35 protein-coding genes are annotated in these 26,751 nt (G+C 44.3%); 2 read left to right on the top strand and 33 right to left on the bottom strand.

Going from position 1 to position 26,751, the window contains the following annotated elements:
- Window positions 1–3: 3 nt before the first annotated feature.
- The gene (guaA, locus tag DK430_RS07630; RefSeq protein WP_109078488.1) at window positions 4–1,563 is read left to right on the top strand and encodes a glutamine-hydrolyzing GMP synthase; all 1,560 of its coding nucleotides are present in this window, start codon (window positions 4–6) and stop codon (window positions 1,561–1,563) included.
- A 190-nt stretch (window positions 1,564–1,753) separates the two neighbouring features.
- Window positions 1,754–2,959 carry a tyrosine-type recombinase/integrase gene (locus DK430_RS07625; protein WP_429696970.1) on the top strand — a complete coding sequence of 402 codons (1,206 nt, stop codon included), beginning with the start codon at window positions 1,754–1,756 and terminating at the stop codon, window positions 2,957–2,959.
- 46 nt (window positions 2,960–3,005) lie between these two features.
- On the opposite strand, the gene DK430_RS07620 is transcribed toward DK430_RS07625, so the two are convergent.
- The 33 genes from DK430_RS07620 to DK430_RS07460 form a co-directional block, all read right to left on the bottom strand.
- Window positions 3,006–3,263 carry a hypothetical protein gene (locus DK430_RS07620; protein ID WP_109078486.1) on the bottom strand — a complete coding sequence of 86 codons (258 nt, stop codon included), beginning with the start codon at window positions 3,261–3,263 and terminating at the stop codon, window positions 3,006–3,008.
- The gene (locus DK430_RS07615; RefSeq protein WP_109078531.1) at window positions 3,248–3,841 is read right to left on the bottom strand and encodes an HI_1402-related protein; all 594 of its coding nucleotides are present in this window, start codon (window positions 3,839–3,841) and stop codon (window positions 3,248–3,250) included. The genes DK430_RS07620 and DK430_RS07615 overlap by 16 nt, the downstream gene beginning before the upstream one ends.
- A complete protein-coding gene (locus DK430_RS07610; protein ID WP_109078485.1) occupies window positions 3,841–5,307 on the bottom strand; it encodes a tail fiber protein in 1,467 nt (488 codons plus the stop codon). The genes DK430_RS07615 and DK430_RS07610 overlap by 1 nt, the downstream gene beginning before the upstream one ends.
- Window positions 5,308–5,316: 9 nt before the next feature.
- Window positions 5,317–5,892: a DUF2612 domain-containing protein gene (locus DK430_RS07605; protein WP_109078484.1), complete on the bottom strand. Its 576-nt coding sequence runs from the start codon at window positions 5,890–5,892 to the stop codon at window positions 5,317–5,319.
- Window positions 5,892–7,034: a baseplate J/gp47 family protein gene (locus DK430_RS07600; RefSeq protein WP_109078483.1), complete on the bottom strand. Its 1,143-nt coding sequence runs from the start codon at window positions 7,032–7,034 to the stop codon at window positions 5,892–5,894. Before DK430_RS07600 ends, DK430_RS07605 begins: the two co-directional genes overlap by 1 nt.
- Window positions 7,035–7,064: 30 nt before the next feature.
- Complete coding sequence (locus DK430_RS07595; protein WP_005545972.1) at window positions 7,065–7,424, bottom strand: contractile injection system sheath initiator; 360 nt, start codon at window positions 7,422–7,424, stop codon at window positions 7,065–7,067.
- Window positions 7,421–8,065, bottom strand: coding sequence for a Gp138 family membrane-puncturing spike protein (locus tag DK430_RS07590; protein WP_109078482.1), 645 nt, complete (start codon window positions 8,063–8,065; stop codon window positions 7,421–7,423). The genes DK430_RS07595 and DK430_RS07590 overlap by 4 nt, the downstream gene beginning before the upstream one ends.
- Window positions 8,062–8,916, bottom strand: coding sequence for a phage protein (locus DK430_RS07585; protein ID WP_060828844.1), 855 nt, complete (start codon window positions 8,914–8,916; stop codon window positions 8,062–8,064). The genes DK430_RS07590 and DK430_RS07585 overlap by 4 nt, the downstream gene beginning before the upstream one ends.
- Window positions 8,917–8,931: 15 nt before the next feature.
- Window positions 8,932–9,111: a hypothetical protein gene (locus DK430_RS07580; protein ID WP_109078481.1), complete on the bottom strand. Its 180-nt coding sequence runs from the start codon at window positions 9,109–9,111 to the stop codon at window positions 8,932–8,934.
- Window positions 9,112–9,203: 92 nt separating this feature from the next.
- Window positions 9,204–9,512: a phage baseplate plug family protein gene (locus tag DK430_RS07575; protein WP_109078480.1), complete on the bottom strand. Its 309-nt coding sequence runs from the start codon at window positions 9,510–9,512 to the stop codon at window positions 9,204–9,206.
- Window positions 9,509–10,327: a phage baseplate protein gene (locus tag DK430_RS07570; RefSeq protein WP_109078479.1), complete on the bottom strand. Its 819-nt coding sequence runs from the start codon at window positions 10,325–10,327 to the stop codon at window positions 9,509–9,511. The genes DK430_RS07575 and DK430_RS07570 overlap by 4 nt, the downstream gene beginning before the upstream one ends.
- 3 nt (window positions 10,328–10,330) lie before the next feature.
- Entirely contained in the window at window positions 10,331–12,385 is a 2,055-nt protein-coding gene (locus DK430_RS07565) for a phage tail tape measure protein (protein ID WP_239496799.1), read from the bottom strand.
- Between the two features lie 204 nt (window positions 12,386–12,589).
- Complete coding sequence (locus DK430_RS07560; protein WP_109078477.1) at window positions 12,590–13,009, bottom strand: phage tail assembly chaperone; 420 nt, start codon at window positions 13,007–13,009, stop codon at window positions 12,590–12,592.
- Window positions 13,009–13,440, bottom strand: coding sequence for a phage structural protein (locus DK430_RS07555; protein WP_109078476.1), 432 nt, complete (start codon window positions 13,438–13,440; stop codon window positions 13,009–13,011). Before DK430_RS07555 ends, DK430_RS07560 begins: the two co-directional genes overlap by 1 nt.
- Window positions 13,441–13,490: 50 nt before the next feature.
- Window positions 13,491–14,999, bottom strand: a complete 1,509-nt coding sequence (locus tag DK430_RS07550; protein WP_109078475.1) for a DUF3383 domain-containing protein — start codon at window positions 14,997–14,999, stop codon at window positions 13,491–13,493.
- A 4-nt stretch (window positions 15,000–15,003) separates the two neighbouring features.
- The gene (locus DK430_RS07545) at window positions 15,004–15,507 is read right to left on the bottom strand and encodes a phage neck terminator protein (protein WP_239496798.1); all 504 of its coding nucleotides are present in this window, start codon (window positions 15,505–15,507) and stop codon (window positions 15,004–15,006) included.
- Window positions 15,431–15,802 (bottom strand): hypothetical protein, encoded by a 372-nt coding sequence (locus DK430_RS07540; protein WP_109078474.1) that lies wholly within the window; start codon window positions 15,800–15,802, stop codon window positions 15,431–15,433. Before DK430_RS07540 ends, DK430_RS07545 begins: the two co-directional genes overlap by 77 nt.
- Window positions 15,799–16,245, bottom strand: a complete 447-nt coding sequence (locus DK430_RS07535) for a hypothetical protein (protein WP_109078473.1) — start codon at window positions 16,243–16,245, stop codon at window positions 15,799–15,801. Before DK430_RS07535 ends, DK430_RS07540 begins: the two co-directional genes overlap by 4 nt.
- Complete coding sequence (locus DK430_RS07530; RefSeq protein WP_109078472.1) at window positions 16,246–16,605, bottom strand: DUF4054 domain-containing protein; 360 nt, start codon at window positions 16,603–16,605, stop codon at window positions 16,246–16,248.
- A 10-nt stretch (window positions 16,606–16,615) separates the two neighbouring features.
- Window positions 16,616–17,530 carry a DUF2184 domain-containing protein gene (locus tag DK430_RS07525; protein ID WP_109078471.1) on the bottom strand — a complete coding sequence of 305 codons (915 nt, stop codon included), beginning with the start codon at window positions 17,528–17,530 and terminating at the stop codon, window positions 16,616–16,618.
- Window positions 17,531–17,540: 10 nt separating this feature from the next.
- Window positions 17,541–17,990, bottom strand: coding sequence for a structural cement protein Gp24 (locus DK430_RS07520; protein WP_109078470.1), 450 nt, complete (start codon window positions 17,988–17,990; stop codon window positions 17,541–17,543).
- Between the two features lie 13 nt (window positions 17,991–18,003).
- A complete protein-coding gene (locus DK430_RS07515; RefSeq protein ID WP_109078469.1) occupies window positions 18,004–19,110 on the bottom strand; it encodes a DUF2213 domain-containing protein in 1,107 nt (368 codons plus the stop codon).
- A gap of 45 nt (window positions 19,111–19,155) precedes the next feature.
- Window positions 19,156–19,674 (bottom strand): phage antirepressor N-terminal domain-containing protein, encoded by a 519-nt coding sequence (locus tag DK430_RS07510; RefSeq protein ID WP_109078468.1) that lies wholly within the window; start codon window positions 19,672–19,674, stop codon window positions 19,156–19,158.
- Between the two features lie 213 nt (window positions 19,675–19,887).
- Window positions 19,888–20,310: an HD domain-containing protein gene (locus DK430_RS07505; RefSeq protein WP_109078467.1), complete on the bottom strand. Its 423-nt coding sequence runs from the start codon at window positions 20,308–20,310 to the stop codon at window positions 19,888–19,890.
- Window positions 20,311–20,312: 2 nt separating this feature from the next.
- Window positions 20,313–20,531, bottom strand: a complete 219-nt coding sequence (locus DK430_RS07500) for a hypothetical protein (RefSeq protein ID WP_109078466.1) — start codon at window positions 20,529–20,531, stop codon at window positions 20,313–20,315.
- On the bottom strand, window positions 20,528–21,955 hold the full coding sequence (locus DK430_RS07495) for a phage head morphogenesis protein (protein WP_109078465.1): 1,428 nt from the start codon (window positions 21,953–21,955) through the stop codon (window positions 20,528–20,530). The genes DK430_RS07500 and DK430_RS07495 overlap by 4 nt, the downstream gene beginning before the upstream one ends.
- Window positions 21,855–23,189, bottom strand: a complete 1,335-nt coding sequence (locus tag DK430_RS07490; RefSeq protein ID WP_109078464.1) for an anti-CBASS protein Acb1 family protein — start codon at window positions 23,187–23,189, stop codon at window positions 21,855–21,857. The genes DK430_RS07495 and DK430_RS07490 overlap by 101 nt, the downstream gene beginning before the upstream one ends.
- Before the next feature lies 1 nt (window position 23,190).
- Window positions 23,191–24,534 (bottom strand): PBSX family phage terminase large subunit, encoded by a 1,344-nt coding sequence (locus DK430_RS07485; RefSeq protein ID WP_109078463.1) that lies wholly within the window; start codon window positions 24,532–24,534, stop codon window positions 23,191–23,193.
- Entirely contained in the window at window positions 24,521–25,030 is a 510-nt protein-coding gene (locus DK430_RS07480) for a terminase small subunit (protein ID WP_109078462.1), read from the bottom strand. Before DK430_RS07480 ends, DK430_RS07485 begins: the two co-directional genes overlap by 14 nt.
- 151 nt (window positions 25,031–25,181) lie before the next feature.
- A complete protein-coding gene (gene lysC, locus DK430_RS13470) occupies window positions 25,182–25,436 on the bottom strand; it encodes an Rz1-like lysis system protein LysC (protein ID WP_429696969.1) in 255 nt (84 codons plus the stop codon).
- A complete protein-coding gene (locus DK430_RS13345; protein WP_239496797.1) occupies window positions 25,369–25,716 on the bottom strand; it encodes a DUF2570 family protein in 348 nt (115 codons plus the stop codon). The genes lysC and DK430_RS13345 overlap by 68 nt, the downstream gene beginning before the upstream one ends.
- A complete protein-coding gene (locus DK430_RS07465; protein WP_109078461.1) occupies window positions 25,689–26,231 on the bottom strand; it encodes a lysozyme in 543 nt (180 codons plus the stop codon). Before DK430_RS07465 ends, DK430_RS13345 begins: the two co-directional genes overlap by 28 nt.
- On the bottom strand, window positions 26,212–26,469 hold the full coding sequence (locus DK430_RS07460; protein WP_239496796.1) for a phage holin family protein: 258 nt from the start codon (window positions 26,467–26,469) through the stop codon (window positions 26,212–26,214). The genes DK430_RS07465 and DK430_RS07460 overlap by 20 nt, the downstream gene beginning before the upstream one ends.
- Window positions 26,470–26,751 lie beyond the last annotated feature (282 nt).

Below are 26,751 nucleotides of genomic sequence, written 5' to 3'. Positions count from 1 at the left end.
ACCATGACCAACATCCACAACCATAAAATCCTCATTCTCGACTTCGGTTCCCAATACACCCAACTCATTGCGCGTCGTGTGCGTGAAATCGGCGTGTATTGCGAACTTTGGGCGTGGGATGTGACAGAACAACAAATCCGCGAATTTAACCCGACAGGCATTATTCTTTCCGGCGGGCCGGAAAGCACCACGGAAGAAAACAGCCCGCGTGCGCCGGAATATGTCTTTAATGCCGGCGTACCGGTGCTGGGCATTTGCTATGGTATGCAAACCATGGCAATGCAACTTGGGGGCTTAACAGAAACCTCCGATCACCGTGAATTCGGCTATGCCTCCGTTTTAATGGAAAATCCGACCGCACTTTTCGCCCATTTAAATGACGGCGACAGCAAACTGGACGTGTGGATGAGCCACGGCGATAAAGTCACCCGCTTGCCGCAACACTTCCAAATCACCGGCACCACACCGACCTGCCCGATTGCGGCGATGTCCGATGAAAATCGTCGTTTCTACGGCGTGCAATTCCACCCGGAAGTGACCCACACCAAGAAAGGCTTGGAATTATTAACCAATTTCGTGGTGAACATTTGCGGCTGCGAAACCAAATGGACGGCGGAAAACATTATTGAAGACGCTGTTGGCCGCATTAAAGAACAAGTGGGCGACGACGAAGTAATTTTAGGCTTATCCGGCGGCGTGGATTCCTCCGTGGTCGCCTTGTTATTACACCGCGCCATCGGCAAAAACCTGCATTGCGTGTTCGTGGATAACGGTTTATTGCGTTTAAACGAAGGCGATCAAGTGATGGAAATGTTTGGTAATAAATTCGGCTTGAACATCACCCGCGTGGATGCGGAAAGCCGCTTCTTAGGCGAGTTGGCAGGCGTTGCCGATCCGGAAGCGAAACGCAAAATTATCGGCAAAGTGTTCGTCGATGTATTCGATGACGAATCGAAAAAACTCACCAAAGTAAAATGGTTGGCGCAAGGTACGATTTATCCTGACGTGATCGAATCCGCCGCCAGTAAAACCGGCAAAGCCCATGTGATCAAATCCCACCACAACGTCGGTGGTTTGCCGGATTACATGAAACTCGGCTTGGTGGAACCGTTGCGCGAATTGTTCAAAGACGAAGTGCGTAAAATCGGCTTGGCATTAGGCTTGCCGGCAGACATGATCAACCGCCACCCGTTCCCGGGCCCGGGCTTGGGCGTGCGCGTGCTCGGCGAAATCAAAAAAGAATACTGCGATTTATTACGCCGCGCCGATGCCATCTTTATCGAAGAATTGCGTAATAGCGGCTGGTATGACAAAACCAGTCAGGCATTTAGCGTATTCCTTCCTGTGAAATCCGTGGGCGTGATGGGCGACGGACGCAAATACGACTGGGTAATTTCTCTGCGTGCCGTGGAAACGATCGATTTTATGACCGCACATTGGGCACATCTGCCTTACGATTTACTCGGCAAAGTCTCCAACCGTATCATCAATGAAGTGAACGGTATTTCCCGCGTGGTATATGACATCAGCGGAAAACCGCCGGCAACGATTGAGTGGGAATAATATTTCCGCATTTCATAACATTTCATGACGTTTCAAAATAGTCATAAAGCCCCGCTCTGTCGGGGTTTTGTTATTTCATGGCGTTTCATATCATTTCATAGTATTTCATTTTTATTGCGTTATTTTTGACGGTGTGTATTGAAACACAATCCAAAAAGATCAAAAATACCGACACTTTTCAGACGGTATAATGGACGTAATAAAAATGCTCACCGATTCAAAAATCAAATCACTAAAACCCAAAGATAAACTCTATAAAGTTGCTGATCGTGACGGGCTTTATGTATCAGTAACCCCCGCAGGGACTATCACTTTTCGTTACGACTACAGGATCAACGGTAGGCGCGAAACTTTAACTATCGGCAAATACGGCGCCGACGGAATAAATCTCGCAGAAGCGCGCGAAAAATTAATGATCGCAAGGAAGCAGGTCAGTGAAGGAATTTCTCCCGCCGGTGAAAAGCGTAACCAAAAACACCTTATCCGCAATGCAGATCGCTTTTCTGCTTTCGCTGAAAAATACCTTGATGAGGTGCAACTGGCAGAAAGTACAAAAGCCCTACGCGCGGCCACTTATGAACGAGATATTAAAGGTACGTTTGGGAATCGCTTAATGACCGAAATCACTACGGATGAAATCCGCCGCCATTGCAATAAAATTAAAGATCGCGGTGCGCCTTCCACGGCCATTTTCGTTCGTGATCTAATCGCGAATATCTACCGATACGCGATTCAGCGCGGCCATAAACTGACAAATCCGGCCGACGAAATCGCAAATTCATCTATTGCAACGTTCAAAAAGCGCGAACGCGTTCTAACCCCGAGAGAGATAAAACTCTTCTTCAGTACGCTTGAAAATACGCAATCCGATTTTGCGCTGAAAAAAGCAGTCAAATTTATCCTGCTAACGCTTGTGCGAAAAGGGGAACTCATTAATGCAACTTGGGACGAGGTGGATTTTAAAAATAAGGTGTGGACGATTCCGGCAGACCGAATGAAAGCAAAACGGGCGCACAACGTCTATTTGTCAGAACAGGCATTAGACATCATCGTCGCATTTCAAATTTATTCGGAAGGTTCGCCGTATCTGTTGCCGGGAAGAATAAATCGTGGTCAGCCAATCGCGAATAGCTCGCTTAATCGAGTTATAGCAAACTGTATCAACATCATCAACAAAGATGAAAATCGCATTGATGATTTCACTGTTCATGATTTACGCCGCACAGGATCTACCCTGCTGCACGAAATGGGTTTTAACAGTGATTGGATTGAGAAAAGCCTGGCACATGAACAACAAGGTGTACGTGCTGTTTACAACAAAGCGGAATATGCCGAACAGCGTAAAGAGATGATGCAACGGTGGGCGGATCAGGTGGACGAATGGATAAATGGCTAACCTATGATAAGGAAGAAACGGCGGATTCCCCGCCGTTTTGTTTATGCTATTGAAAATCTTCGGTGTATTGTCGGCGGTAAACCTCACTAAAATACGCTTCTTTGCAGTGGTTACGGTCAAAGAACACCCCGTTAATCACGCGGTAAAGTACGCGCCAACGCTTACGCGGATACTCGGTTAGAGCTGCGCGACGATAGGTGCGGCTTGATAATGTCTCATCTGCTGCGCCGCCAATCAGCGCGTTGAATAACTGATCGATTGCCACGACTACATGATAGCCCCATGTTTTCACAGTTTTTGCCATTGGTTAATCTCCTGTTCAATTTTATCCAATTGTTCCATTGTTTCGGCTTGCTCAATATGCTTTTCAAAGCCTTGTTTAATTGCAAAGAGTTTACCCATGATGATCGCGAACAGGTCCGCTTTTTCGATAACCTTTTTTTTCAAGTCATCAATTGAGCTTAAATCATCGCGCCCTTCGAAAATTTCCGTCAAAAGCATGGTCGGCAATTCGTCTCGCGCTTCACGTTCTTGTCGATAAAAACTGTCAATTTCTGCCTGTGAATAGCCGATTAGATACTGCGCTTTGAAATTATCGGTTTTGTCGGCGATGGTTTTGAGCAAATTCGTTTTTCGTTGTTGCAAAAGTGCGGTTAGTTTTTCGGGTGAAATTATCCATTTGCCGTCTTTTAACTCGTGCGCGGGGCTTGGTTGTGGTTCAACTAAAATTGGCTTGCCTGTGTTATCAGCAATAATTTGTTTTCCTGTAGCTTGACCATCAAGTAAAGTGCGGTAGGTTTGTTCGGTGATTTCTACTGCACCTTGCGGTACATAGCCGCCATTTTCATCGTTATAGAAACCATTTTTATAGTAGATTGCCATTACTTCCATCTCCCGATTGCTAAGAATTGGATTTTTACGTTACCTTGGTCAGGAGTTCCAACTTCCCATTCAAAATAATAACACGTTGTGTTTGTTGATTTTTTTAGTATATTTACACCGCATGAATGATTCCCGTTATACGACGTTTGGATTTTTTCAAAGATCAGCGGGCTTCCTACAAATGCTTGTGCCCAGTTAAATGATTTCTCCACCCAGTCTTTTAAATCATACTGTTCTATAAAATACGTTTGTATCATCGTCCCGTCTGGATACCGGCGAATCTCAAAATTACCGATTTTTTGATATGCGAAATCACTTAATTGTGCAGCTGTATTTAGTGATTTACCACCAGCGGTTTTAACATCATTCGCCGCAATAAAATCGCCGTTATGTTCAAAAGCCCAATATCTATTTGAGCCATTATCTTCCGCCATGTGGATAATGCCTTTACCGAATCCATCGCCTTCACCCTGTTTTGTTGTGTAGCCGAATGAGAATGCGGTTCCGTATTTCCCTGCTTTGCGAAATCTACCTTTAACCAGCGGGAAATAAGTATTTTTTCTGTCGGTTTCAGCTTCTTCAACCATAAACGGTGCGCCGCTTGTGTATTGTTGATTGTAATCACCAAAGCCAAACTGTTTTGAAGCAATGCCAACTGTGCGCAATATGCCCGTTAGTGTGTCGCCAAGTTTGCTAACCCATCTATTTGCCGCGTAAATAACATCATTCGTTGATTTTCTTATAACAACTAAGTTTCCGTCGGTTTGAAATACAAACTTATAATCGCCAATAGTAAGTTCTTTACTATTGCTATTATTTAGCGGCAAAGCAGCGTCTGCGGTTTTCTGTGCATTATCTGCTGCGGTTTTCGCTTCCACGCCTTTGTCATAAGCCGTTTTAACCGCTTTTGATGTCGCTACAGTATCAGACGAGTTACTATTCACAGCATCAGATTTTTTGCTGTTCGGAATAACATTACCCAGAGTTCTTGTATTTGAATCAATAAGTTGTTTTAGTAAAAATGCAGTTTTAGGCGTTAATGCTAAATCCTCGCGCTGACTGTCGTAACCGGTATAAAGTTGAGTTAAGCCGTATTGGGTTAATGTCGCACGGGCAATTTCGGTTAGCGTAAAACCCCAACGCACCCAATATTGCGAATTAGCTTCATTTGGTTGGTTGTTTTTGCTTGCTTTTAGTGCGCGATAGCTTAAGCCGTCAAACTGTACACAAGAACCTTTAGTGTAGTCTTGTGTAGCAGACCATTCCGGCAAACCGCGCTGCATTAAATAGGCGTGTTTTTCGTCCAGGCGTTTAAACAAAAAGTTAAACCACTCCATAGGCGGAATACCTTGCGTTTGATCGAATGTGATTCCCCACCCACGCAACAAATCGGGGAAATTATCCACTTCGCCCTGTTTTGCTGATGAAGCAAAAATGCTTTCGTCCGGTTTATTCACTAATGCCATAAATGACCTCTATACTAAGCTGAAAAGATATTGCACGCCTGCTTGGCGCGGTAAAATATCAAGATGATTGATTGCAAATTTTTTGAAATCGGATATGTTTTGGTTTGATACTGATACTGATACTGTCATGTCATAGTTATCGATGACCCGGCAGCCGTCTCCAAAAATAAACCGGCACGCCTCAATGATATTTGGTAGCGTGCTGGTCTGGTAATTTTTCAAAATTCGGCATTTGATCAGAAATCGATAATCCTCATCGGATAATCGCACCGAATCAGCCAATGGATCTCGCTTTCTGTACCATTGCCCACCGCCGACACGTTTTTGACTAAATCCGAGTGCGAGTGGTGAACCTCGAAAGCCGAAAAACTTACGCAGTTGATACCCGTTAATGATTCTCCCCTGCCCTACGTGCTTCCCGACAAGATCTAACTGATGACCTGTTGCCGTTTCAATATTTAACACGTCTTGCAACTGATACAGGTCAACAAAGCCTTTGGCGATAATGTTTTCTATCAGCTTGATAGTGGCAATGGCTTTCGGCTTGTTGCGATATTGCCAAATCAATAAATCAGCATAAGCCATTATTCCACCTCGATAGTAATATCGGATGCTAAAATACGAGCCAGCTCACGTGGCTGAACAATCACATTTTCTGCTTTTAATGCCTGCCCTTTGCGTCCAATTTTTAGTTCTTCTACCCAGAATCCGCCCACCTGGTTAATTGGCGAATAAAGACGGGATAACGATAAATTCTGACCGATTTCAAACTTTTGGATAGATAATAATCGCTTAATTTCGTCTTTATCCACTTCGGTAAAATCTTCATACCGCACACAACGCATAGACACCTGCACATCAACCGGCGCAACGCGATCAAAGCGTAATGTGCGACGCTCATTATTTATGGTCAAAGTCGTTTCTGTGCCACCTTGCAACCCTACGCCGGCGCCCTTGTTTTCGTAAATCACTTGCGCGATCTGATTATCTGCGCCACCGTCAACAATAACGTTTAAAGAATGTGGCTCAACGCCGTTTTTGTCCCGTTGTTTGGTGTTGTTCTCTAACACTTTCACCTGTTTAACATCAGGCAAGGCGGCAATTTTGGATTGGATAGCGTCCGCCGAATTTTGCGCATTCTTGGTTCGACTAATGAAAAAACGTTCTCGTAATTGCTGATCGGTTTCTTCTTCCACGCCGATTTCCGCATTTTCAAGCGTTGTGGCCGCGTTAAGCCCAAGAGTCACAGTCTCAATCGTCAAATTTGTGTTCTTGGCAAGATTAAATGCGCCCAGTTCTTCACTGCGAAAATCCGCACGTGCGGAACCGTTACTGTCTAACTGCACATTTGCATTCAGTACCCACCGCACTTTATGAGGGTCTGAAACGACAATACCGGCATAAAGCTGTGTTAAGGGTTCACCGGTTAAAACTACCGAGCGCAGATAGCTGTAACTTGCCGCTCGCCGCATTAAACCCGCATAGGCGACGCGCTGTTCAAGCCATGCACCCGTTGCCACATCAGGATCTAATTGGCGATAGATATTTTCCGCCAGTTCTTCAATATCCATCTTAATTTGCGATAATAAGCCGACCATCTGTCCGTCCGGTGTATCGGGCGAAAGGTCAATATTTTGTCCGTAAATTTGCCGAAAGCCTTCTTCAAAGCGTGTAATAATGTCGTTTAATCGCTCAATCTGGATGCCGGTTTCAATCAGCGTCGCCATTATAATTCCCTCATAAAAAAAGACCGCACTTTAAGCTGTATAGCGTGCGGTCTGTTGTTGCCCGTAAATGTCTTGATAGTCAATTGAGATTGTCAGCTTGCGCGAATCGGGTTCAAAATCTGCCTGATAATCGGTGATTTTTGACACGCCTTCCGTTTCTAATACATGACGCTTAATTTTGATTTCCCAATCAGCCAGATTGACACCGCGCCCCATTTGCTCAAGCCACGGTAAACCATGTTCCAAATCCAAAAACCAGTCATTGGCAAATGACCAAAGGCGGGTTTGTACATTCTGCGCGATAGCTTCAGATTCGGTGGCGTAGTTCGAAAAGCCTTGCCCAAACGTCCAATCGTGATTTTTATCCAGCCGTCTTACTCTTGTTGTCATTGTGGTGTTCCTGTTGTTCCGCCGCTGTCCCCCCGGTGAGTATGTGACTTGCCGGAAATACCCGCCGCTTTTACGTCGGTATCGCTACTAATTGCACCCGTAGAATGTAATTCGCCTTTTTGTTTTGTGTTGCCGTCATGCTCAATATCGCCTTTAATCTTGATTGATCCGTTCACAATACGAATATACGTGCCACCGTCGAGGGTTTGCATGGATAAGCCACCGGTAAAAAAGCCATTAAGCGCTTTCGGCACCGAACAGACGCCCGGGATAAACATAGCATCAGACAAATCATGCAACCGAAAATCTAGTGGCAACGACGCACCTCCGCTATGCCACCATCCGTCAATACAACGTTCGGAGAAAATAGCAATGCCTTCATCACCCGCCTGTAGCGGAAATGTCACAGCAAAGCCCCCTCCGCGCGGAAAACTCACTGGCACATCAACCAACGGGGGGATGTCGGCGCCGCTTCCGTCTGCAAGTTGCATTTTAATTTGTACCGCAAGCGTAACCGTCTGTTTTGCAGGATCGAAGCTGACCACTTTAGCCGGCAAAGCGGTGTGTAAGTTAAGCCGATCTTGCTGGATTTGCTGATCTGTCGCCGTTTCTGGGGTTGCTAAGGATTGGTCATAATTCATTTTTTATCCTTTTTACCGTCTTTCTTCGGTTTTTCCACTTTTTTGAACTTGCCGCCAATCACGGTGAGTTTGCTTTGCCAATCTCCGCCAATACCATCTCCACTGTGCGCCAGCTTCACGATTTTATATTCGCCGTTGAAATACTCTAAGATTGATTCCACCTGGACTAACCCACCTATTTGCAATGCAGGATTAAGCAAACAGGTTAATTCAAGCCCATCATCGGTTTGCTCCGGTGCGTTAATCATGCCCGTTTCCTGCGACAACAAAACGGCGTCATCACTCAACACCTTGTCTTTCGGCAAGAAAACCAAAGAACCGTCCTGAATAGACCAATTCGCCCCATTGTTACGCGCGATCTTGGTGAGAATATCCCGGCTGTTGCCGTTTAATACACGCCCGCGAGGAAGTTTACGTTGATTCGGAATGTCTATTGCGCCCGTCTGCACTTTTGGCATGGTTTTCTGTAATTCCTGAACAATTTGCTCATCTGTTGCACCCGCTTTAAGTGTCGTTGTTGCCCGCGATTTCGTATAGGCTTGATGTCCGTCCGCACATTCGAGCGTTAACACGAAATCCAAGCCCTGACGTAATACGCGCGCTTTTGTAATATCACCGGAATAAATCTGGCGCAATTCGCCATAACCAACCGATAAAGTAGCTTTTTGAAACGCACCACTTAAAAGTTGATTAAGGTGATCTCGATTTAAATTCCAGACTTGGATTTTTGCCGGGTTTGGCTTCTCGTTGATAGTCTTATCAATTTCAAATGCCACACGCAATTGTTCGATACTCAACGTTTCCTGATCGTTACTTATGTCAAGTTTCCATCGTCGCCCGAATTGCTTCATGCATCCCCCTTAAAACTATTTTATAACTTCAATCAAAACATTAGCTAACGGTGTGATACATAAAGCAAACAATCCAAGGGCAACAATAACAATAGAAAACGCGATTGCACCGCGCATAATAGGACTTGCATTTGTTTCCATTTCTAACCCCTCTTTTAAGTGGATTTTTAACTTAGTTTTGCTATACTTACTCAAAATTTGTTCCTTCTTTATTGGGAAAGTTGGAATGAAAAACCCCGATAGTTACCAGCTATCGGGGTTTGTTTTATTCTAAAGTGCGGTCGTTTTTACGATGACTTTTCACCTATATACAAAAAACAACGAGTGCCTAAATCCGATATTTCCATCGGATCTAACTCCGCACCGCTTTCATCTTCAAGGAAGAAAAAATAAGGCTGCGTACTGCGGACAAGTAAAGGAACGCCGCAAGCAAGCGCTTGACCTGTGCAAATTTGTTTTTGATTCACCGGCTCAAATACATCCATTGCCCAAAAACGCCCCACACTGTTAAATCGAAGCGTGAGGCGAATCTTGGTGCCATTAAATTCGAACGTTTGTTCTTGGTGGGGGGATTGGGTTACGGGAATTTGTTTCATTGCGACACTCCTAAACCACGCTTAATCTTACCTGCTATATTTCCACCTAAGTTATAAAGTGCGGTCGTTTTTTTCGGCTCTTTTGCAACAGGCTGTGTATTGCCTTGTTGTGTTTTCGACGCAGATTGCGAACCCGCCCGACCACTTTTCTTATTGCCTGCCGTCGTAGTCTTCCCGCTTTTCGTTGTAGCGGTGTTTACCACAAAAATTTCTCGCGCGGTGATCGTGAATGTGGCGCTGCCATCTTGCGCCTGTGAAACTGCCACAGATTGGATTAGCATATCTTTGTACAAGTGGATGCCGGTCTGAATATCGATGGTTTCGCCCGATTTCTGACAAGCGACTAAATCCGCGTAGCACTTCTGCACCCGACTGTCACCCAATGAGCTATCCAACAAATCAAGAACCGCAGAATCAGGTAGCCACGGTGCAAGTTTCCGCACTTTATTCACTACATCAAGACTTGTGCGAACCGCTGTAGCGACCATGCTAACCGCACGCCCGACTTTAGCAATGGTTTGAGCAGTCTGCGTAACTACTTTACAGGGCAGAGGGAAATTGTTTAGAAAGTCCACGCCACCCCGTATATCACCGATATACGGGAGGTCTAAACCAAAAGTATTATGGTCATGATCGACCATAACGCCGTTTATCGTCACCTGTTTCGGCTGAATCACTGCGTGATCGGCAATTGCAGCTCCTGATTCAATGGGGTTTTCGGTAATGGAGAGATCGGATTGATGATCTTCACTCGTGACCACATCAAACTTAATAGTTCCAATTGACCGGTTAGAGACCTGTGCAAAATTAAACATTGATTACCCCACAATAGGCGAAAGTTGATTACTAATTGCACGAGCAGACTGATCCGCAACGATCTTAGGATTGTCCGCGCCTTGAATGTTTTGCGTGATGGTGATCTTGTTATTACTGTTTTTGATACTGTTATCCGCGTTTGATGTCCCCTGCCCCAATCCGGCGGCTGCCGCTTGCGGGGCTGTCGCATAGTAATTCGGGTCAAACATCATTGCGTCATAGGCTTTTGTGTTCTCACTCACTTTGCCAGTTCCGCTAGAACCAAACCAATCTCTCACCGTATCAACAATCGGACCAATGTATTCATCGTAATAACCCTTTACCCAATCGAAGGCTGACTGGAACGGTTTTTTAATCCAATCGGTGACTTTAGCGAAGCCCTTTTCAATCACGTCAAGATCTAACTGTTCACCAGTGAATAAATTCCACAAACCAACCACTAATGCCAAGCCGAGCTTAAAAGGCAGCTCAATCATATTGGTAACCAGTGATAATGTTGAACCAATCGGATCTACAGTGAAATTATCGACAAAGTTTTGCCATGTGGTTTTTACCCACAAAAGCGCGGATTTAAAAGGTTTCCAAAACTCACCCAAGGCTGTTTCATTACCCTCTAAATATCCAATAAAATCATCAACCAACAAAAAGACGGCTGAAATCGCTGCCAAAACAAGCGTAATCGGATTGGTCGCAAAGGCTAAAATCATACGACGACTTAACCAAAGCAACGCCGCGCCCAAGGTATAAATGACAGTGCGCCAGCCAATGGTATTTGATACCACATTATCAATCGCTCCGGCTAACTCAAACAAGAATGAAAACACTCTTCCGAAGCCGTTCAAAATGGCTTTAATCAGATCATTGTTTTCTGAAAACCATTTTGTAAAGCGCTCAATAATACGAGAAATCGCCGGCGCAATACGTAACGACAAGTATTCTCCCATTGCCGTGAAAACTTGCGTGAGCTGCGTCATATTGTCTTTAAATGCCGCTGCCGTTTCCGCGTTTTCCGCATTGCCAACACCGAGCGTTAACTTGTCAGCAAGTTCGATTTGCTCGCGAAGTTCATCATTACCAAGACGCAAAAGCTGGATCATTGAACCATCAATGCCCAACTTGGCGAGCATCGCAATTTGCTCCTGCTCGCCCATCTTTTTCATCTTATCGGAGATTTCACCAAGCATTTCACTTGACGTTTTCACATCGCCGTTGGCTTTTTTCGCGCTTAATCCGTATTGCTCAAAAGACTTGGCACCACGCCCAATTCCCGCTGCAGCTTCACCGATAGTGCGTGATAACCCTTCAATGGACGCCTGGGCCGCCTGTGAAGACGATCCGTTAACTTCGGCGACTTTACCAAGTTTGTAGATCTGATCTGCCGCTTCGCCTGTTACCGCCGAAAGCTGTTTAATTTCATCCAGGGCATCAAGGTTATTATCGACAAAGTTTTTTACTCCGATAGTTGCCGCATAAAACGCCGCACCAAACGCCGCAAATTTCAATGTGGTTTTACTGATATTGATGCCGAGCAATTCGAATTTTTCAATCAGCCCATCAGCACCGTATTTGGTCGCCCAAAGGGCGATCATTTTATCGGCTAAATTACCCGCACTTTCCGCATTGTCGTTTTGTGCTTCAGTGTTTTCTTGAGTGCTTTCTGTGTCGTCTTCGGTGGTTTTTTGCTTTTTCTCGATAGCGTCTTTGAGTTTTACAATAACCTTTTCTACATTCTCCGAGCTCAATCCAAGGGAAACCAAACCTTGTTCAAGCTCTTGTGCATTGGTGGTGAAATCTTCTCCGAACTGAGATAACAACTCGTCGCTTTCAAGGATTTTCTGAACCCATGCGTCAAGCGCTTCATCTTGCGATAAATCCTTAGTTTTCTCCTGCAAATCGTCTAACGACTTAAAAAATTCGGAGAACTCCGGCATTTCCTTTGCTTGCTCAACGGCTTCTTTTGCAACATCTTCAATTGCTTTTGCAAAATCACCTAACTGTTCGGCGGCCCCATTCGCGCCCTGCTCAAGCGTATTAAGCAATTGCTCAAATTGCTGCATAGCTTGGCTGTCAGCGTCGAAGCCGATTTTAATAAGTAGTTCATTGAGTAGCATTGGATTGTTCCATTTGGTTTAGCTCCACAATCACTTCATGAAAAGACAAAAGGTCGGCTAACGAATAGACCGACCTTAATTCATGAAGCGTACAGAAGCGCTTAACAATAGGGGTGAAAATAAACCAATCGACCTGGGAATCAGACTGGCTTACTGTGTTTTCAGATTGAGATTTGGAAGCATAGAACTCAGCAACCCGCCCCCACCGATAAAAAAATCAGCGAATTGATACACCAAACCTTCTTTCAGTACGGGTAATAAATGCCCGCGATGTTGATTGAAGTGCGCATCAAAACGTTCGGATAAGCGGTATTGCTTGCCGTCCTGCTCGCAGGAGGTGTGTTTCAGTACAATATCTTCCAGTGCTTTAATGCTCGGATCGCCCAAATTGGCAATAATCGCTGTCAACATATTAGCGCCGACATTGCCTTTTTCCTTGCCGATATTTGATAAGTCAACGTGTTGCACCAATTTCAGCGCATTTTTTAATGCAGACCATGACGCCGTCGCATTTGCCGGTGTCATGTTATAGGTGATGTCTTCAAGTGTAAATTGTTTGCTTTGTTCCATTATTGAACACCTTTTTCAAGATTCATCGTCATTTTTTCGAACACAATCGTCCATGTGGTTGCATTATGCCCATTACCGCGCACATAAGGCGCAGGCGTAGTGAAATAACCCTTAGTTGCTGTTACCACGTCATCGTTGATTAAGTCGCGGATAGCGAGGGTGATCGGCAAATAGGTTTTGATACTTGTTTTCTGCTGATTAAATAACTTGGATAGATAAGCATTATCTTCAGAGTGCTGTTTAATTTTTAGCGTCAACTTGCCGGACTGATCCGGATTCGCGATAAAAACGCCTGTACCATTTGCGCCGATGACCATCTGCCCCGCGTCAACCTGATTTGTGGCGTTAATAACATCTGCGCCATCTGCCCAGTCGCTAATTTCTCTGCCGTCTAATAACACGACAACTTGTTTTGGATCGAAAACTGCCATAGTTTTTCCTTATTAAAAAAATAAAGCCAGGGCTATTCCTGGCTTTGGGGTTATCGGTTATAGTTCACAATCACATCACTTGAATGGATTGCGCCGGCTAATTTCACCGCAGTTTGAATCGGCGTTGCGCGACGTGCTTCACGGTCGCTGTCAGAAAGCGTATCCATTGGTGCCGCCCAGACATAGAAGCCTTTTTCAAGATAATCACCAGTGGTTAAATTACCGAAACTATCGCCAGTCCATTGCCCTGGTGCGAATGCGCCGTTGTTGATGCCTTCAAGACAAACCTTTTCAACCGCCGCAATTAAAATCGCCTGCCCCTTATCGGTTAATGGGATTTTAGTCGGTGATTTGTAAAGGCGGGCGAACACTTCTTTTTGCACCGCGTCAACAAACCAATCTAAGATCACGATTTCATCAGCAAATTTACCACCGATAACCGTACCTTCAGCAATCATCGCCACATCATCAAAATAGGTGTAAACGTTGATTCCAAGACGCTTAGCTTTAGCAAATTCCGTTGCGGTGATTTCGTCCGCCGTGATGGTCGGTTGCTGCTTGAATTTGAGCGTCAGGGTTGAATTGTTTGCGGCAAAGTTGGTTGATAACAAACGGGCTAAGGCGGAAGAAGCCGGGTACATGTCGTTTTTATCAAACATCGCCAAGGTATGATCTAAGCCGGCATCGTACAATTTCTTGTAAATGTTATCGGCAGACCACTCAATTTGTTCAGCTCGAATCACATTAGCGCCGAATAGTTTCGTGTTTGCTTGGGCGTATTTCGCCGCCGCTTCCACTTCACTATCGGTTAATTGTGCCGCCGCAGTGAAACCGTACCAGGTGTTATTTACTTCAGCCACATTAAACAACGCTTCGCCCAAGGTTTCTTTTTTCAGAGAAACGGAGTTTTTACCGACTTTACGGCTTGCTTGTCCATTTTCCAGCTTAAGCAATGCGCCGATATATTCGCCGTCTCCACCTTCATCAATGGCGTAATGAATTTCGGTTGTTTTATCTTCGCCGGCTACATTTGCGCTTACAATAAAGCGATTGCCGGTTTCGTCATAAGAAATCGACACGGCAACAGAAAGTGCGGTCAATTTTTCCTGAATTTTTGTGGCCACTGCATTAAAATCAGCAAGGCGTGCAAAAGACAACCCATCAACCTTTTTCACTTCGCCGCCGATAGTCAGCGAGAAACGACCATTAGCAACGGATTTAAAACGATCCAAATCGTCTGATAATGTCGCACCGCTCAAAGTGTTTTTTGTTGCATCGATGGTTGATGCCGCTTTTTGCCAACGCGCGATGATTAATTGTTTCGCCCGCGGACTTTGTGCAAAGAACGGTTGCGCCGCTTTTGCTGTTTCTGAATTGGTGCCGAATAACTGTTCGACATCACGTTGATTTTCGACATACACATAACGCGTTTTTTCGTCGGCGAATGCCTGCCCCGCTTCCGGCGTAAACAACGCGACAATGCCGAATGATTTTCGTGCAGCAGATTTCGGCACAGTGTTTAACTGCACGTTGACAATCTGCGAAATAGATAATGCCATAAGGCTATTCTCCTATTTGTTGAGTTAAATGATTTGTTCGTTGCTCTACGCGCTTAATCGGATCAAGCGGCGTATCGACGATATGATGATGACTAAACACCGCGTCAAACTGCCCGCGCTCTTCATAATCGGCGCCGATGGTTGCCGTGAGGTTGCGCACATCGGAGAAGCTCACAATGCCGACATTCATTGTTTTTAAGGCTTGCAGTATCACGGAACTTTGCAAGATAGCTTTCATCTTGTAACACTGCGCCATGGCATTTGTGCCGAAGCAGGAAAAACTTACCGTGCTTTGCATTGACATAGTGATCCGCTCCCGCTTGCCGTCAAAGTCACGTCTTGCGATACCCGTTTCACTGCTCATCAGTACATCTACGGTAATAAATGCACTTAACGGATTTTCAGGCAACCACCCGCCAATCACTACGCCGTCAGGTAACTGTAAAGCCTGTTGAATCAACTTTCGCAGTCTGACTATGTCTAATCCCGATATTGTTGTAGTATCCATAATCTCCCCAGTTTGCTGCGGTTTTGATTTTGTAGGTTTGACCCCGATAGTCCACCAGATCACCAATATTAAGCGGCTGTTGTGTGTAAACCTTAATAGACGGCAAATAGCGCTCACCTTCAGGCAACAACATCACATCATTAGGTGAAGTCGGAATCACAATTGCGGTGATTTGTTGCGTTTCATACCTCACATCAAAGCCACTTGCAGAATGCGATCCCGATTGCTTTTGAACAGTGATTTGCTGACGAAATCGGCTATTTAAAAAGCGCCCCGATTGATTAATTAAGCTCATTTGACGATACCTTTTACTGCTTGACGCATTTTCCCGGTGTCGATTAAAGGCTTGCTGGATTTTTTGCGTCTAATTGTTGATTTCGCGTTTGCTACCCATTCACCCTTGACGATATTCATCTGCACATCACCTTGCGCCATAACAGCTAATCGCTCATAGATTTGCGCAGCAGGTACACCCTGATCGAACCATTGGATAAAAAGTGCGGTATATTTTCCCTGATTTTCCTCAAGCGTCTGGCGCAGGAAAGGGCGGGAAGGAATATGTTCGTTACCGAACTCCAACACCGCCGCCAAGGAAGCGAGATTAAAGTTTTTACTCCCTTTTACCTTCTCATCAAACTCTGCGGGGAACCCCACATAAACCGCCTTTTCTTTTAGCGACTTCATCTGCTCAATCAGTTGTTTCGCCGCGCTGAAATTAGCCGTTACAGTTACCGCCATTTAAGCCACCATAACCCCTACACCAATCAATCTACGCAAGCGCAAATACTCTTGCCCATACGCCGTAAGCTGATAAAAATCATCAGAGCCGTTAGCAGAAATCGGCGCCGCATAACTAACCGATAATTCGCCCGCACTTTCGCTTGCGAGATTACGGCTTGCGGCACCTCCGCTAATTTCTGCGTCCGCACTAAGTTTGAGCAAATGCGCGGTTAATGCCATTACACCGCGATCGTACAATTTACCCCACCGAACTTTGCTTACTTCCGCCTGTGCGTCAGAAAGAAAAAGACCGATACGTTTTGCATCGGTCTTTCCAAATTCAGGATAGCGTAATAAAAAATCTTCGGTTAATGGCATAACTCACCCCTTAGTAGTCCACATAAAGCGCTGAATCAGGCTCCATGAATGTTACGCCACCAAATGCCATACGCAAACCAGATTCAAAGGCTAATAAGCCCTTAGGTTGTGCGTCTAACACAGTAGGCGACATCGGCACGTCAAAGATAACGTGTTCTTTGCTGTTCACGTAAACCATGGCACGAGTTTTCCCGTCTGTCACGCGAGTACCATAATTGGATGGTAGCGCTTTAATCGCAACTTCACGACCGGCCGCCGCAGAAAGATGTTTAGTTAAAAACTCTAACGCGGTAGTGTCGGTGTTTGCGCGTTGCACTAATGCCAAGTGAGCTAAATCAAGGCTATCAATGGCGAAAGTGTTCGGAGCTTCAATGCGTTTGGTTTTCTCCATGCCTTTAAGGAAAATTTCTTTGAAGAAAGCCACGGCTTTATCAAAGTCCATTGCCTGAACTTTGGTGTTTTGTGCAGCACCTTTGATCGCATACACTTCTACAGACTTGTTGTTCAACAAACCGGTTAAACGGGAATCTTTGGCATGGCCCAAGAACGCGACTTTTTGCAAAGTTTGTTGCGCGTTTTTGTTTAACGCCATGATTTTCGCGGTGTTCAGCGCCAAGCCCAATAATTGACCTTGCTCAAGCTCCGGTTTAGTCCATGTTACGGATTTCGCCCACGGCACAATGTAAGAGCGGGTAGGCGTGAAACCAACTTCCACCTGATCAAGCGTGCTTGTGCCGACGGTAATTAAACCATCATCAAGAGAACCGTGTTCATCGGCGCCATAATGCAGTTTTTCGGTAATGCCTACCGCAGTTTGCTGATCCACATAAACAAATTGCGGGAAGACGATTTCAGGATATTTTGTTTCTGCAATATCCTTACTTACGGCGGTTAAGCCATTTTGTACATAAGCCAATAATGACATTCATCACTCCTTAAAGTTTGGTAATTAACGCTAATTGACCTTTAACATCAATCACGTTGTAATCAGTGGCGATCGCGTTGGTTGCGTCCGCTTTGCCTTGGATTGTGCCGGATTTTTTGTTGCTGTTTGTTACCGCGATAGCAAAAACTTTATCGCCACGAGCAACGGTTTCACCTTCTGCCACAATCACCCAAATAGCGTCGGCAGGGGCAATGTGCATGACATCGACCAGCTCACCTTCCGCCCATTCGTCTTTGATTCGGCTTGCCAAAACCACACCGGCGATCACGTCAGTTTTTGCCGCTAAGGCTTTTACACCACCGGCAGCATTTAACGCGACGAATAAACCCGCTTTTAATGCGCCACCAGAAACCATCTCGGCACTTGTTTTTGCACTGGCAAGGTTGCCCTTACCTAATTCACCCGCACGAGCAGGCGCTTGTTCATAAGCGTAACTCATTTAGTCACTCTCCTTAACTGTTGTAAGTTTTATTGAAGTCAATCGTTGGTGCGGCTTTATTTGGCGTAGCGTCACCAAGCAAAATACTACCAAGTGACTTGCGTTCATCAGCCAATTTCGCCACAACCGCTTTTGCAGTTTGATATGCACCGGAAATCTCTGCATCAGATAACTTAGCGGCTTCGTCTTTCGTGAAAATACCTTGAGCTACTACCGCACTTTCTTGAATTTCACGAACGGTTGCGTTATCGGCGAACTTCACATCTTTGAAAACGGTTTGAGCGTCGGCTAATACGGCGGCTTTTTTTGCGTCCGCTTCTTGCTTCGCCTGCGCGTCTTTCAACTGTTGAATCTCAGCGTCTTTTGCCGCTAATTTTTTTTCGTATTCTTCTTTGTTCACGTCGTCTTCCTTTTCTTTTTTCGGGTCGGATTCGTCTTTTTTAGGTTCAGTAGGCTTTTTCTCCCCTTCCGGTTTACCTTCGCCTTCTTTGCCCTTTTCTTCGTCATCTTCGATTTGTTTTTTCTGCTCATCCGATAACTTAATACCGAACGCACCTAAAAACGCATCAATGAATTTTGCGGTTTTACCCATAATGGTTTTATCCTCATCGGCAAGTTTTACACTTCCACCGCAGCGACCCTTTGCCACAATCGCTACGTGGTTGCCGATCATCGGCGACATCTCAAAATCTGCATCTTGTACGGTTGACGGCTTAATATCGCAGTCATAACCACAAGACAATTGCTCAACGCCCTGCTCTTGCACGGTTTTAATGGCGTTTTCGTCATAAATCCACGCTTCCGCCGTCAACTCATCGCCGACGCGCTTCACATTGCGTACCACACCAACGGATAGCTGTTTCCAGTTTTTGGCATTTACGCCGTCTTCCGGGTGTCCGATAGTCAGCGTGGCATTTTCAAAGCTCTTAATGGTTTCGTCACCAAACAAAGATTTCTCCGTTCGAGCGACTTTCTTAATGCCTTCTTCTTCCAAACCAAGTTCGGTTGCCAGATAGTCAAACACGCCAACCTTGGAAATGGTTGCCGGCACCACTAAAAAGCCGTCCTTCGTAATCGTGCGCTGCGTTTTTGCTTGTGCTGTTTTATCTGTAAATTTCATTATTTACCCCAATAAAAAACCGCACTTTCCAAAAAGATTGTGCGGTTATAAATTAGCGAATAGATCTAATTGTTTAATTTGTAAAAGCTCGCGTTCAAGGGCCTGCTTTTCCGATTTGCATTGTTGCAATAACTTCCCGCGCTCCCCAGCGCGTTGAGTGTATTCAGTCTTCTTCTGCTGCCATAGTGCCAGTTTATTTTTGACTTCATCACGGCGGGCGACGCCTTCTGTCCAGTAATCCCATAGCGCCAAGAAACATTCTTCTTGGTAGTTTTCCAACCGCCCCTTTAAATCCGACCGCACTTTGTTTGGATTAATGCTAAACAGCCATCCGTTTAATTTTTTAATCGGAATGCAGAGCATTTCACGCCCTTTGCCGTCTAAAGCAACTGTGGTCATATGGTAACAGTTGAATTTATCCCACTGATCTGTAAGTTTTTTATATTGAGGCTTCCAAGCAAGACCTATCCCTTCAACCACTTCACGCATTGCCACATAAGCAACGCCATTGTTATCAACTAAAGTGATTTCTTTACCTAAAAATTCAGCTTTTAACGCTTCCATTTCATTTTCTCCTACTCCACAAAAGGGAACCCGTAAGAAGCGGTGAGTGGAGAAGGAAACACCGCTTGTCGCGTGTACATCGCTATCTTACAGGCAATAAAAAACCCGCCAATTCAAGCGGGTTATAAAATTTCAATAAAAAAGCCGAACTGCATTACTACAATTCGGCTATTGTGGGAAAATTTACTGCATAAATTTTATTGTGTCAATTTTTTAGTTTTCTAAAAATGCCTTTGCTTTAACGTATTTTTCTTGTCTCACTAAATCTTTTTCAGTGACTACCGGCAACCTTGACAGATCCATATTATGGGTTAAGTCAGCGATTTTAACCAGCCTTGCAATTGGATTTGCTTTTACCCTGGATAAATATTTATCGTATGGCTCTTCTTTCACTTTTGTGATAGCAGAAACCGCATCCGATACCGTATCGCCGAAATAACGTGATAGTTCGTTAAGAGTGATTTCAGTATCTTCTACGCTATCATGCAACCATGCTACTGCCATCATTTCATCTGATGGTTCTACGAGGTTATTTACTACAGCTTGTAAATGTTCAACATATGGCCTGCCCGCCTTATCCATCTGATTATGATGGATTGATTTTGCGAACAATTCAGCTCTTGTTGATAAAGTCATTATCAGTTTCTCATAAATCGGATAGCGTCACTTTCGGAAATGACCTTGAAATCACTAAAACCACTTTCAAGCAAGCGTTCAGCCCATGAAATACCTCGTGAGGAATCCCACTCTAATTTTTTTGGCTCAAATACTGAAAAGGATAATAAATCAGAAGGGTTTCCTCTGATAAGTTTCTGTTGATTCTCGCCAACGTTTGCTAAGTAATATTGAAAACTCATTTTTTATCCTCAATAAGCTCAATGCCATCCGGCACTTTAATTTTACTACTTAGCTTACGCATTTCAAGCAATAACTTCTCTTTTTCGTGAAATGGCGTTTTTGGATCTCTAAATTGCTCATAGAGTTTATGCAATAACCCATTTTTTAAGTCAAAACTCTGCTGCGTATGGTATTGCATTTCAAAAATATCACCATCTTCATTTTGGATAAATGTATTAACGCCTTTATATGCACTATCATTTTTCCAAGTGTTTTTGACTATGATGGTTTTATACCCCTTGATTGCCAACAAATACTGCATTGCTTTATAGCGAGTAACAAAGTCCTTTTCTTTGAAAACGGTCGTGTACCGAATAGCATCACGAATTTTATTCAGTGACAGTGACTTAGAAAATCCATCTGCTACTTCCGCTTCAATTTTTCTCTTTATTGAAGATGGACTTTTTAGACGATTTTCTAATCCGACAAGTTTACCACCTGCTTTTATGGCAATATTGTTAATATCTGCCGTAATTGTAGGTTCTATCTTCTGTGATTTTTCAACAATCCTATCAACCGAAAGCGATAAATTCTCTTTGACTGGCTCCGATAGTATCTCTTGCGCTTTAGTTTTCTCCTGCACCTCGTCGAACACCGGAATAGCCACGCACCGGCAGTTAAAATCATGCCCCGGATTGCCAACCGCAGGCGGTTTGTCATAACTAAAAATCTGACCGTCCAACTCTGCGTGACTATCCCGCACACGCTCATCACCAGCCGTACTCCACATATATTTTTTAACGCCTAAATCTTCATGGCGCGCCCGTGTCAATGCGGCGTTAAGCTTTGAAGATTGGTCACGGGCGATAAATGCAGCGCGCTTTTCGGTTGTTTGCCCAAGCGCTTTAATTTGCGCGGTTAAATCCTTGTTCAGGGAGCCGCTAACCAAGGCTTGAGTAACAGCACTCTGAACTTTATCTAAATACTGTGACCGGATAGATTTAATCAACTGCACATTTGCCGTTGTCATCGCATTGACTTTCTCGGCAATGTTCGGGCTATTGCGCAAATACCCAGCTAAATCCACACCTGTTTGATTTTTTAGGTTCGTTGACACTTCCGCCTGGTTTTGTGCGTCGCCACGAATAACAAAACCCTGCGCAATATTTTCAACCTGTGAAGTGCGGTCGGTTTTTTCGTACTTTTCCAAATATGCTAACAAGGCTTTCGCACTAATCGCCTTAAATCCCTCGGCGGCGTCCATAAAAAAAGAGCCTTGCGGTTGTTGCAATGCCCTTTCTACGTCGCTTGTCATCGTTTTTACAAGCTGCTTTAGCTGTTGTTTATACCAAAGCTCCGCCCGCTTGCTGACCTTCACCGGTCTGAACTTGCGCGCCCTCCATGTTTTCTGGCTCTTCAAAATTTCCGGCAAATTCATCAGCATTTTTCATTTCCTCAATGTCTTCGGCGGAGATATTTGCAAACAAGCCGCTTTCGCGCAGTTCGTTAGCAATCTGATATTCGTTTAATACACCGTTTTGAATCAACGTATTCGCGGCGGTGGCGAACGTGTTCAGCATATTGATTTGCTGTTCCTGTTTCACCGTAGTTAATGGTACGAACTCAAACCACCAATCGGCAGGAACACCACCAAATAACTCATTGCAAATCATCGGATCGATGACTTCAAAGATTGGGCGAAGTCGCGCTTCTTGCAAGCGATGAATGGATTCATGATAGTTTTGAATGTCTTCGTCGCCGCTCGCCAATCCAGAAACAGACTGCCCGAATAAGATTGTCACCGGCATATCCGCCGCACCCGCTACCGCATTGCGAAATTCGGTAAGCAGGTCTTTTAACCCTGAAAATGTCAGTTCTTTTCGGTCATACTCGTTTTCGGCATCAAGTAAAAGACTGTTTGTTGCCGACTTGATAGACTGCACCGCAGAAATGACACTTGCGACTTCGTTTTCCATACCAGCGGCAATTTTGTCCGACAGCCCCGCAATTTTGAATATGTCAATTTTGCTTTCAAAAATCAGATCGCCCACGTTCACTGAAGCACTATCAAACCGCTTCAGTACATCGATGATTTTTTCCAGATCGGAAACGCCCCAAATATCGTTATCAGATAATGGCGCGTCATTGGCATTTAGAATAATTAATCGGGAGTAATGAGCGGTAATTGATTGGGAACCCCCAAGAATTGAATATTCACTATATCGTCCGAAATTAGGCGAAAGCACATCATCATCTTTAGTGCCGGTCGGGCTGATTTTCCACTTTGGCAAAATAATCAAACGTTTTAGACGTTCAGTTGGATTCAATGGCGCGCTAATGTTCGGAGAATTAGTTACAACCAACAAACCAACGGAGCCATAAAGGCTTGACCATTGGAGGGCTTTAGTAAGTGTTTCGCGCAATTTGAGTGAACGCTCAAATTTTGTGAATGAATCTAACTGTTTTGAATTTAAGTCGTTTGAATAAATCTCGCGCCAGTTACGCACCATGTCTTCCGGGCGCTTAATGCAAACTTTATTAGCAATCCAGTTATCGCGCCAAAGGGCTTCTAATTGCACCAGATCGTCAGTTAAACTCAAGCCACGCGAATAATACGTCTGCTCTTGCTTACTTCCGAGTTTCAGCGCAAGTGATTTAATGCCGTCAAAAAATTTCATGTTATAAATCCAGTAGTGATTTTGGTTTTGTTGGCGCGTAGCACATCACCAAGGCATCCGCCATATTTGGCGAAGGTATGCCGCGCTTTTTCATATCTTTTTTGCTTTCGACTTTCACCCGTCCGTTATTGTCATAATCAACACGCGGACGCGATAATTCCGCTTTTAGATATTCAAGCTCTTTAATTTCGCCAGACAAGCTAATTAATTCATCTTCAGGGTAAACATCACCATGTTTTACAGCTCGATAAGTTTTGTAGAAACGATCTCTTAATGCCCACCAAGCTTGCGCCTTGATGTTTGCGAACATATCTTGGTTTTTCTTACCTTTGATATATTCGCGCTCCGGATAAGCAACCGAACCGCCGGCGTTAAACCCTTCGACTTTTAGCGATTTTGGTAAACGCTTGAAGTGCGCTTTCACACCGGCACCGACACCGATACTGTCAAAAATAATTAAATCTGCACCAAATTTGACCGCACTTTGATTCGTGCGATTAGCAGAATCAATCACATCACCGTTTTTCCAAACATCAATATCAACAACAATCGAGCCATGAACAAACGCATTTGCGTTACTATCCACGCCCTCATCTGCAACGTCGAATCCAACCTTTTTCATGCCTTTAGCTGTAAAGCCTAGTTTGCGGTGAGAGTCCACAGCAGATTCAACCCATAACGGCTTAATAATCGCCTGATCCGAATCGGCAATCGGCTGACCTTCATAAACGTGCAAATAAAGCTCATAATCACGTTCTTTCATTTGCGCCATATCTTCCATTAATTCTTTCGGAAAATATGGATTGTCTTGCCAGTTAACCAGTACAGAGCAACAACGTTCAGGCTGATTGATGACAAATCGCTGATAAGTGTCATCAAGAATATTTTTAGGGTTAAAGCTCACAATAATCTGCGAACCATCTTCCCGAATTGTGGGGATAAGAACATCCCAACTGTCTTTTGAGACATTTTCCCCTTCCTCCACCCAAACAATATCAATCCCTGTCATTGACTTAATAGATGTGATGTTTGTTCTTAGCCCGGCGAAAGTAAACCGTGAACCGTTACGCCCAACAATCTGTGTTTTTTGCACCTCAAAGAATGATTGAAGCCCCAACAATTCAATCTGATCAGCTAACATCTGAATAACAGAATCAGAAATAGATTTTTGAATCTCACGACAGCACAAAACGCGAATCGGCTTAGTGTAAGATCTAAGGACTAATGCCCTTGCGATATTAAAACTCTTCCCGGAACCACGACCGCCGTAGAAAATAATAAACCGCCAAATCTCTTGAAATAGCGGTTTAAACTTAGGCGGGAACTTAATATCAAGCGTCGCCATCTCCAAAACTCACATTGATTGTTGTCGGTAAAGGCTTCCCGCCTGTTGTAATGTCTATGCCATCCTTAAACATCCCCAAATGCTTACCAAGCAATTCCAAAGATCTGTTCACGCTAGATGATTCATAAACGAATTGCGCTATATCGTCGCCCACAAGCTCACCGTCTTCCGATTTTCTTATTTCGGTCTTGATCACGGCTTTTTTACCGGAAGCAATTTCTATGTTTTCAAGCAACATTCGAATAACATCATCTTGCTTAATTTGCGCACGCTCTGACCGTTTGCTTTGAGCTTCTGCAATAGCCTCCTGAATATGAGGTTTGGTGAGGTTCTCATAACCTATCTCTTTAGCAGTATCTTTGCTATACCCTGCTCTAATCGCTGCTTGGGTTGCGTTTAAGTCAATGAGGTATTCCTCAATGAATCGCTTTTGCTTGTTAGTTAATTTAGATTCACCACGCCGAGACGTGGATTTAACCTCGTCTTTTCTGCTCATGGTTAATCCTTTTTGGTTGATTTGTTATATATACATTACATAGTTTAAATATAATCCCGAGATTTTTGATACTCGCGGCGGAATTAGATTTAAAATATGTAGCATATAGATTACAAAAAGCGGTTGTTTTAACCGCCTTTTATTATTGTTTTTAATGTTGAACACTCTCAACTTGCCATTCACGGATCTTATCCAAGCGACTTAAACAAACATCACGCTCACGCTTAAGTATTACAGAGTATTGCGTAATATCACCATAAGTGTTGCCACTAAATCCCGTCTTGTCTAGATGGGCTATATAAGCGGGTGGTAGTGTTGGGCAAATGCTTGGGGGAGTCTTATTTGCGCAAGAACTCAATAACGCCGCGAGGGCCAACGCTATTGTAAGGATTGCTTTTTTTGACATCTTGCGGGATTGATTTGATAACATCATCTGCTTCGCTCCTTGCTTCTGCTTCACGTTGTGATAGCTCTAACAAGATTCGTTGATTATCCAGAGCTTCTTTTTTCAGCGCTGTAATATCTGATTCTTGTTGCTCAATAGTTTGGGCCTGCGCCTGATTCTCGGCTTTTAAGTCAACAATATTACTGTGCTGGTACCGTGACCATACACCCAAGCCCAAAACTACCGCGGCTAAAGCGCCAATCAAGTAAGTTTTTATTGTTTCGATAGGTCGGTTAAACATAGCGTTTTTTCCTTTTCCCTACGGGTTACTAAGCCAGGCAGTTTGGTTTTACCGGCATACACCCATTTTGGATATTCGTTACAAGCTCCGGCATAGTCCCCTGCATTGAGCTTCTTAAATAATGTTGACCGTTGAATGCGCCCACACCCAACATTGAATGTGATGGATACGACGGAATCAAAAACTGATTGCGGCAATTGTTCACCTTTGGCGAATCTGTTCACACATGATTCAGCAATCTTAATGTCGTTTTTCCAACGTTCGGCAATTTCGAAATCGGTGTATCGACGTTTCGGATCGATTTCTTCTCCACCTGCTTCTGTTGAACCAATACCAACGGTTAACACATCTGCCGGGCATTTATACGGGTCACGGCGACAACCTTCTGCGTTACCGATGATTTCTGCACCTTTCGGACTTAACCGAATTTCAGTGCCGAATTGTGCATACATGATGCCAATAATTCCTAGCACGGAACACACGCCTAATGCCCCTCTAGTCTTCGATAACATCATCCCTTAACCCCCTTTTTAATCGATCTACTTTGAGCTTGTGAATTTCTTCTGCTCGGCGCTCTTCATTCTGCCGCACTTTCCCTTCTTGGCATTTAGCGTACATGTTGACAAGTCCGCTAATTAATCCGATTAACAGACCGAATATTGCTAACCATTCTTGAAGCGAATACATAGCCCAGAAAGCCCCAAACCCAGACCAAAAAACACTCTGATTTCCTGCGTCTTTAAACATTTTCATACTCCACCTCGCTTTTTGCGGGGCAACAAAAAAGCCCGCGCTGTAAACGTGAGCTTTGCAGCAGATTCCGCTGTTCATGGAATCTATAAAATTGGTAATAAAAAACCCCAACTGTTTCCAGTCAGGGTTACGATAGAATTCATTTCTGCGCTAATTACTTGCTAATATCGCAAGATATACTTAACTATATACTTTCACTTGCAAGTAATCAAGTGTTTTTTGATAAATTTATTTTACCTGTGTTACATGGCAAATATGCCCGTCGCAGTCTTGGTGTAAATT

The sequence above is a fragment of the Aggregatibacter kilianii genome, from assembly GCF_003129965.1.
Classification (GTDB): domain Bacteria; phylum Pseudomonadota; class Gammaproteobacteria; order Enterobacterales; family Pasteurellaceae; genus Aggregatibacter; species Aggregatibacter kilianii_A.
This window is presented reverse-complemented; position numbering and strand designations above follow the sequence as displayed.

Coding starts and splice junctions, on each gene's coding strand:
- guaA (WP_109078488.1), top strand. CDS start 4: ATGACCAACATCCACAACCATAAAATCCTCATTCTCGACTTCGGTTCC.
- DK430_RS07625 (WP_429696970.1), top strand. CDS start 1,754: ATGGACGTAATAAAAATGCTCACCGATTCAAAAATCAAATCACTAAAA.
- DK430_RS07620 (WP_109078486.1), bottom strand. CDS start 3,263: ATGGCAAAAACTGTGAAAACATGGGGCTATCATGTAGTCGTGGCAATC.
- DK430_RS07615 (WP_109078531.1), bottom strand. CDS start 3,841: ATGGCAATCTACTATAAAAATGGTTTCTATAACGATGAAAATGGCGGC.
- DK430_RS07610 (WP_109078485.1), bottom strand. CDS start 5,307: ATGGCATTAGTGAATAAACCGGACGAAAGCATTTTTGCTTCATCAGCA.
- DK430_RS07605 (WP_109078484.1), bottom strand. CDS start 5,892: ATGGCTTATGCTGATTTATTGATTTGGCAATATCGCAACAAGCCGAAA.
- DK430_RS07600 (WP_109078483.1), bottom strand. CDS start 7,034: ATGGCGACGCTGATTGAAACCGGCATCCAGATTGAGCGATTAAACGAC.
- DK430_RS07595 (WP_005545972.1), bottom strand. CDS start 7,424: ATGACAACAAGAGTAAGACGGCTGGATAAAAATCACGATTGGACGTTT.
- DK430_RS07590 (WP_109078482.1), bottom strand. CDS start 8,065: ATGAATTATGACCAATCCTTAGCAACCCCAGAAACGGCGACAGATCAG.
- DK430_RS07585 (WP_060828844.1), bottom strand. CDS start 8,916: ATGAAGCAATTCGGGCGACGATGGAAACTTGACATAAGTAACGATCAG.
- DK430_RS07575 (WP_109078480.1), bottom strand. CDS start 9,512: ATGAAACAAATTCCCGTAACCCAATCCCCCCACCAAGAACAAACGTTC.
- DK430_RS07570 (WP_109078479.1), bottom strand. CDS start 10,327: ATGTTTAATTTTGCACAGGTCTCTAACCGGTCAATTGGAACTATTAAG.
- DK430_RS07565 (WP_239496799.1), bottom strand. CDS start 12,385: ATGCAGCAATTTGAGCAATTGCTTAATACGCTTGAGCAGGGCGCGAAT.
- DK430_RS07560 (WP_109078477.1), bottom strand. CDS start 13,009: ATGGAACAAAGCAAACAATTTACACTTGAAGACATCACCTATAACATG.
- DK430_RS07555 (WP_109078476.1), bottom strand. CDS start 13,440: ATGGCAGTTTTCGATCCAAAACAAGTTGTCGTGTTATTAGACGGCAGA.
- DK430_RS07550 (WP_109078475.1), bottom strand. CDS start 14,999: ATGGCATTATCTATTTCGCAGATTGTCAACGTGCAGTTAAACACTGTG.
- DK430_RS07545 (WP_239496798.1), bottom strand. CDS start 15,507: ATGGATACTACAACAATATCGGGATTAGACATAGTCAGACTGCGAAAG.
- DK430_RS07540 (WP_109078474.1), bottom strand. CDS start 15,802: ATGAGCTTAATTAATCAATCGGGGCGCTTTTTAAATAGCCGATTTCGT.
- DK430_RS07535 (WP_109078473.1), bottom strand. CDS start 16,245: ATGGCGGTAACTGTAACGGCTAATTTCAGCGCGGCGAAACAACTGATT.
- DK430_RS07530 (WP_109078472.1), bottom strand. CDS start 16,605: ATGCCATTAACCGAAGATTTTTTATTACGCTATCCTGAATTTGGAAAG.
- DK430_RS07525 (WP_109078471.1), bottom strand. CDS start 17,530: ATGTCATTATTGGCTTATGTACAAAATGGCTTAACCGCCGTAAGTAAG.
- DK430_RS07520 (WP_109078470.1), bottom strand. CDS start 17,990: ATGAGTTACGCTTATGAACAAGCGCCTGCTCGTGCGGGTGAATTAGGT.
- DK430_RS07515 (WP_109078469.1), bottom strand. CDS start 19,110: ATGAAATTTACAGATAAAACAGCACAAGCAAAAACGCAGCGCACGATT.
- DK430_RS07510 (WP_109078468.1), bottom strand. CDS start 19,674: ATGGAAGCGTTAAAAGCTGAATTTTTAGGTAAAGAAATCACTTTAGTT.
- DK430_RS07505 (WP_109078467.1), bottom strand. CDS start 20,310: ATGACTTTATCAACAAGAGCTGAATTGTTCGCAAAATCAATCCATCAT.
- DK430_RS07500 (WP_109078466.1), bottom strand. CDS start 20,531: ATGAGTTTTCAATATTACTTAGCAAACGTTGGCGAGAATCAACAGAAA.
- DK430_RS07495 (WP_109078465.1), bottom strand. CDS start 21,955: ATGCTGATGAATTTGCCGGAAATTTTGAAGAGCCAGAAAACATGGAGG.
- DK430_RS07490 (WP_109078464.1), bottom strand. CDS start 23,189: ATGAAATTTTTTGACGGCATTAAATCACTTGCGCTGAAACTCGGAAGT.
- DK430_RS07485 (WP_109078463.1), bottom strand. CDS start 24,534: ATGGCGACGCTTGATATTAAGTTCCCGCCTAAGTTTAAACCGCTATTT.
- DK430_RS07480 (WP_109078462.1), bottom strand. CDS start 25,030: ATGAGCAGAAAAGACGAGGTTAAATCCACGTCTCGGCGTGGTGAATCT.
- lysC (WP_429696969.1), bottom strand. CDS start 25,436: ATGTCAAAAAAAGCAATCCTTACAATAGCGTTGGCCCTCGCGGCGTTA.
- DK430_RS13345 (WP_239496797.1), bottom strand. CDS start 25,716: ATGTTTAACCGACCTATCGAAACAATAAAAACTTACTTGATTGGCGCT.
- DK430_RS07465 (WP_109078461.1), bottom strand. CDS start 26,231: ATGATGTTATCGAAGACTAGAGGGGCATTAGGCGTGTGTTCCGTGCTA.
- DK430_RS07460 (WP_239496796.1), bottom strand. CDS start 26,469: ATGAAAATGTTTAAAGACGCAGGAAATCAGAGTGTTTTTTGGTCTGGG.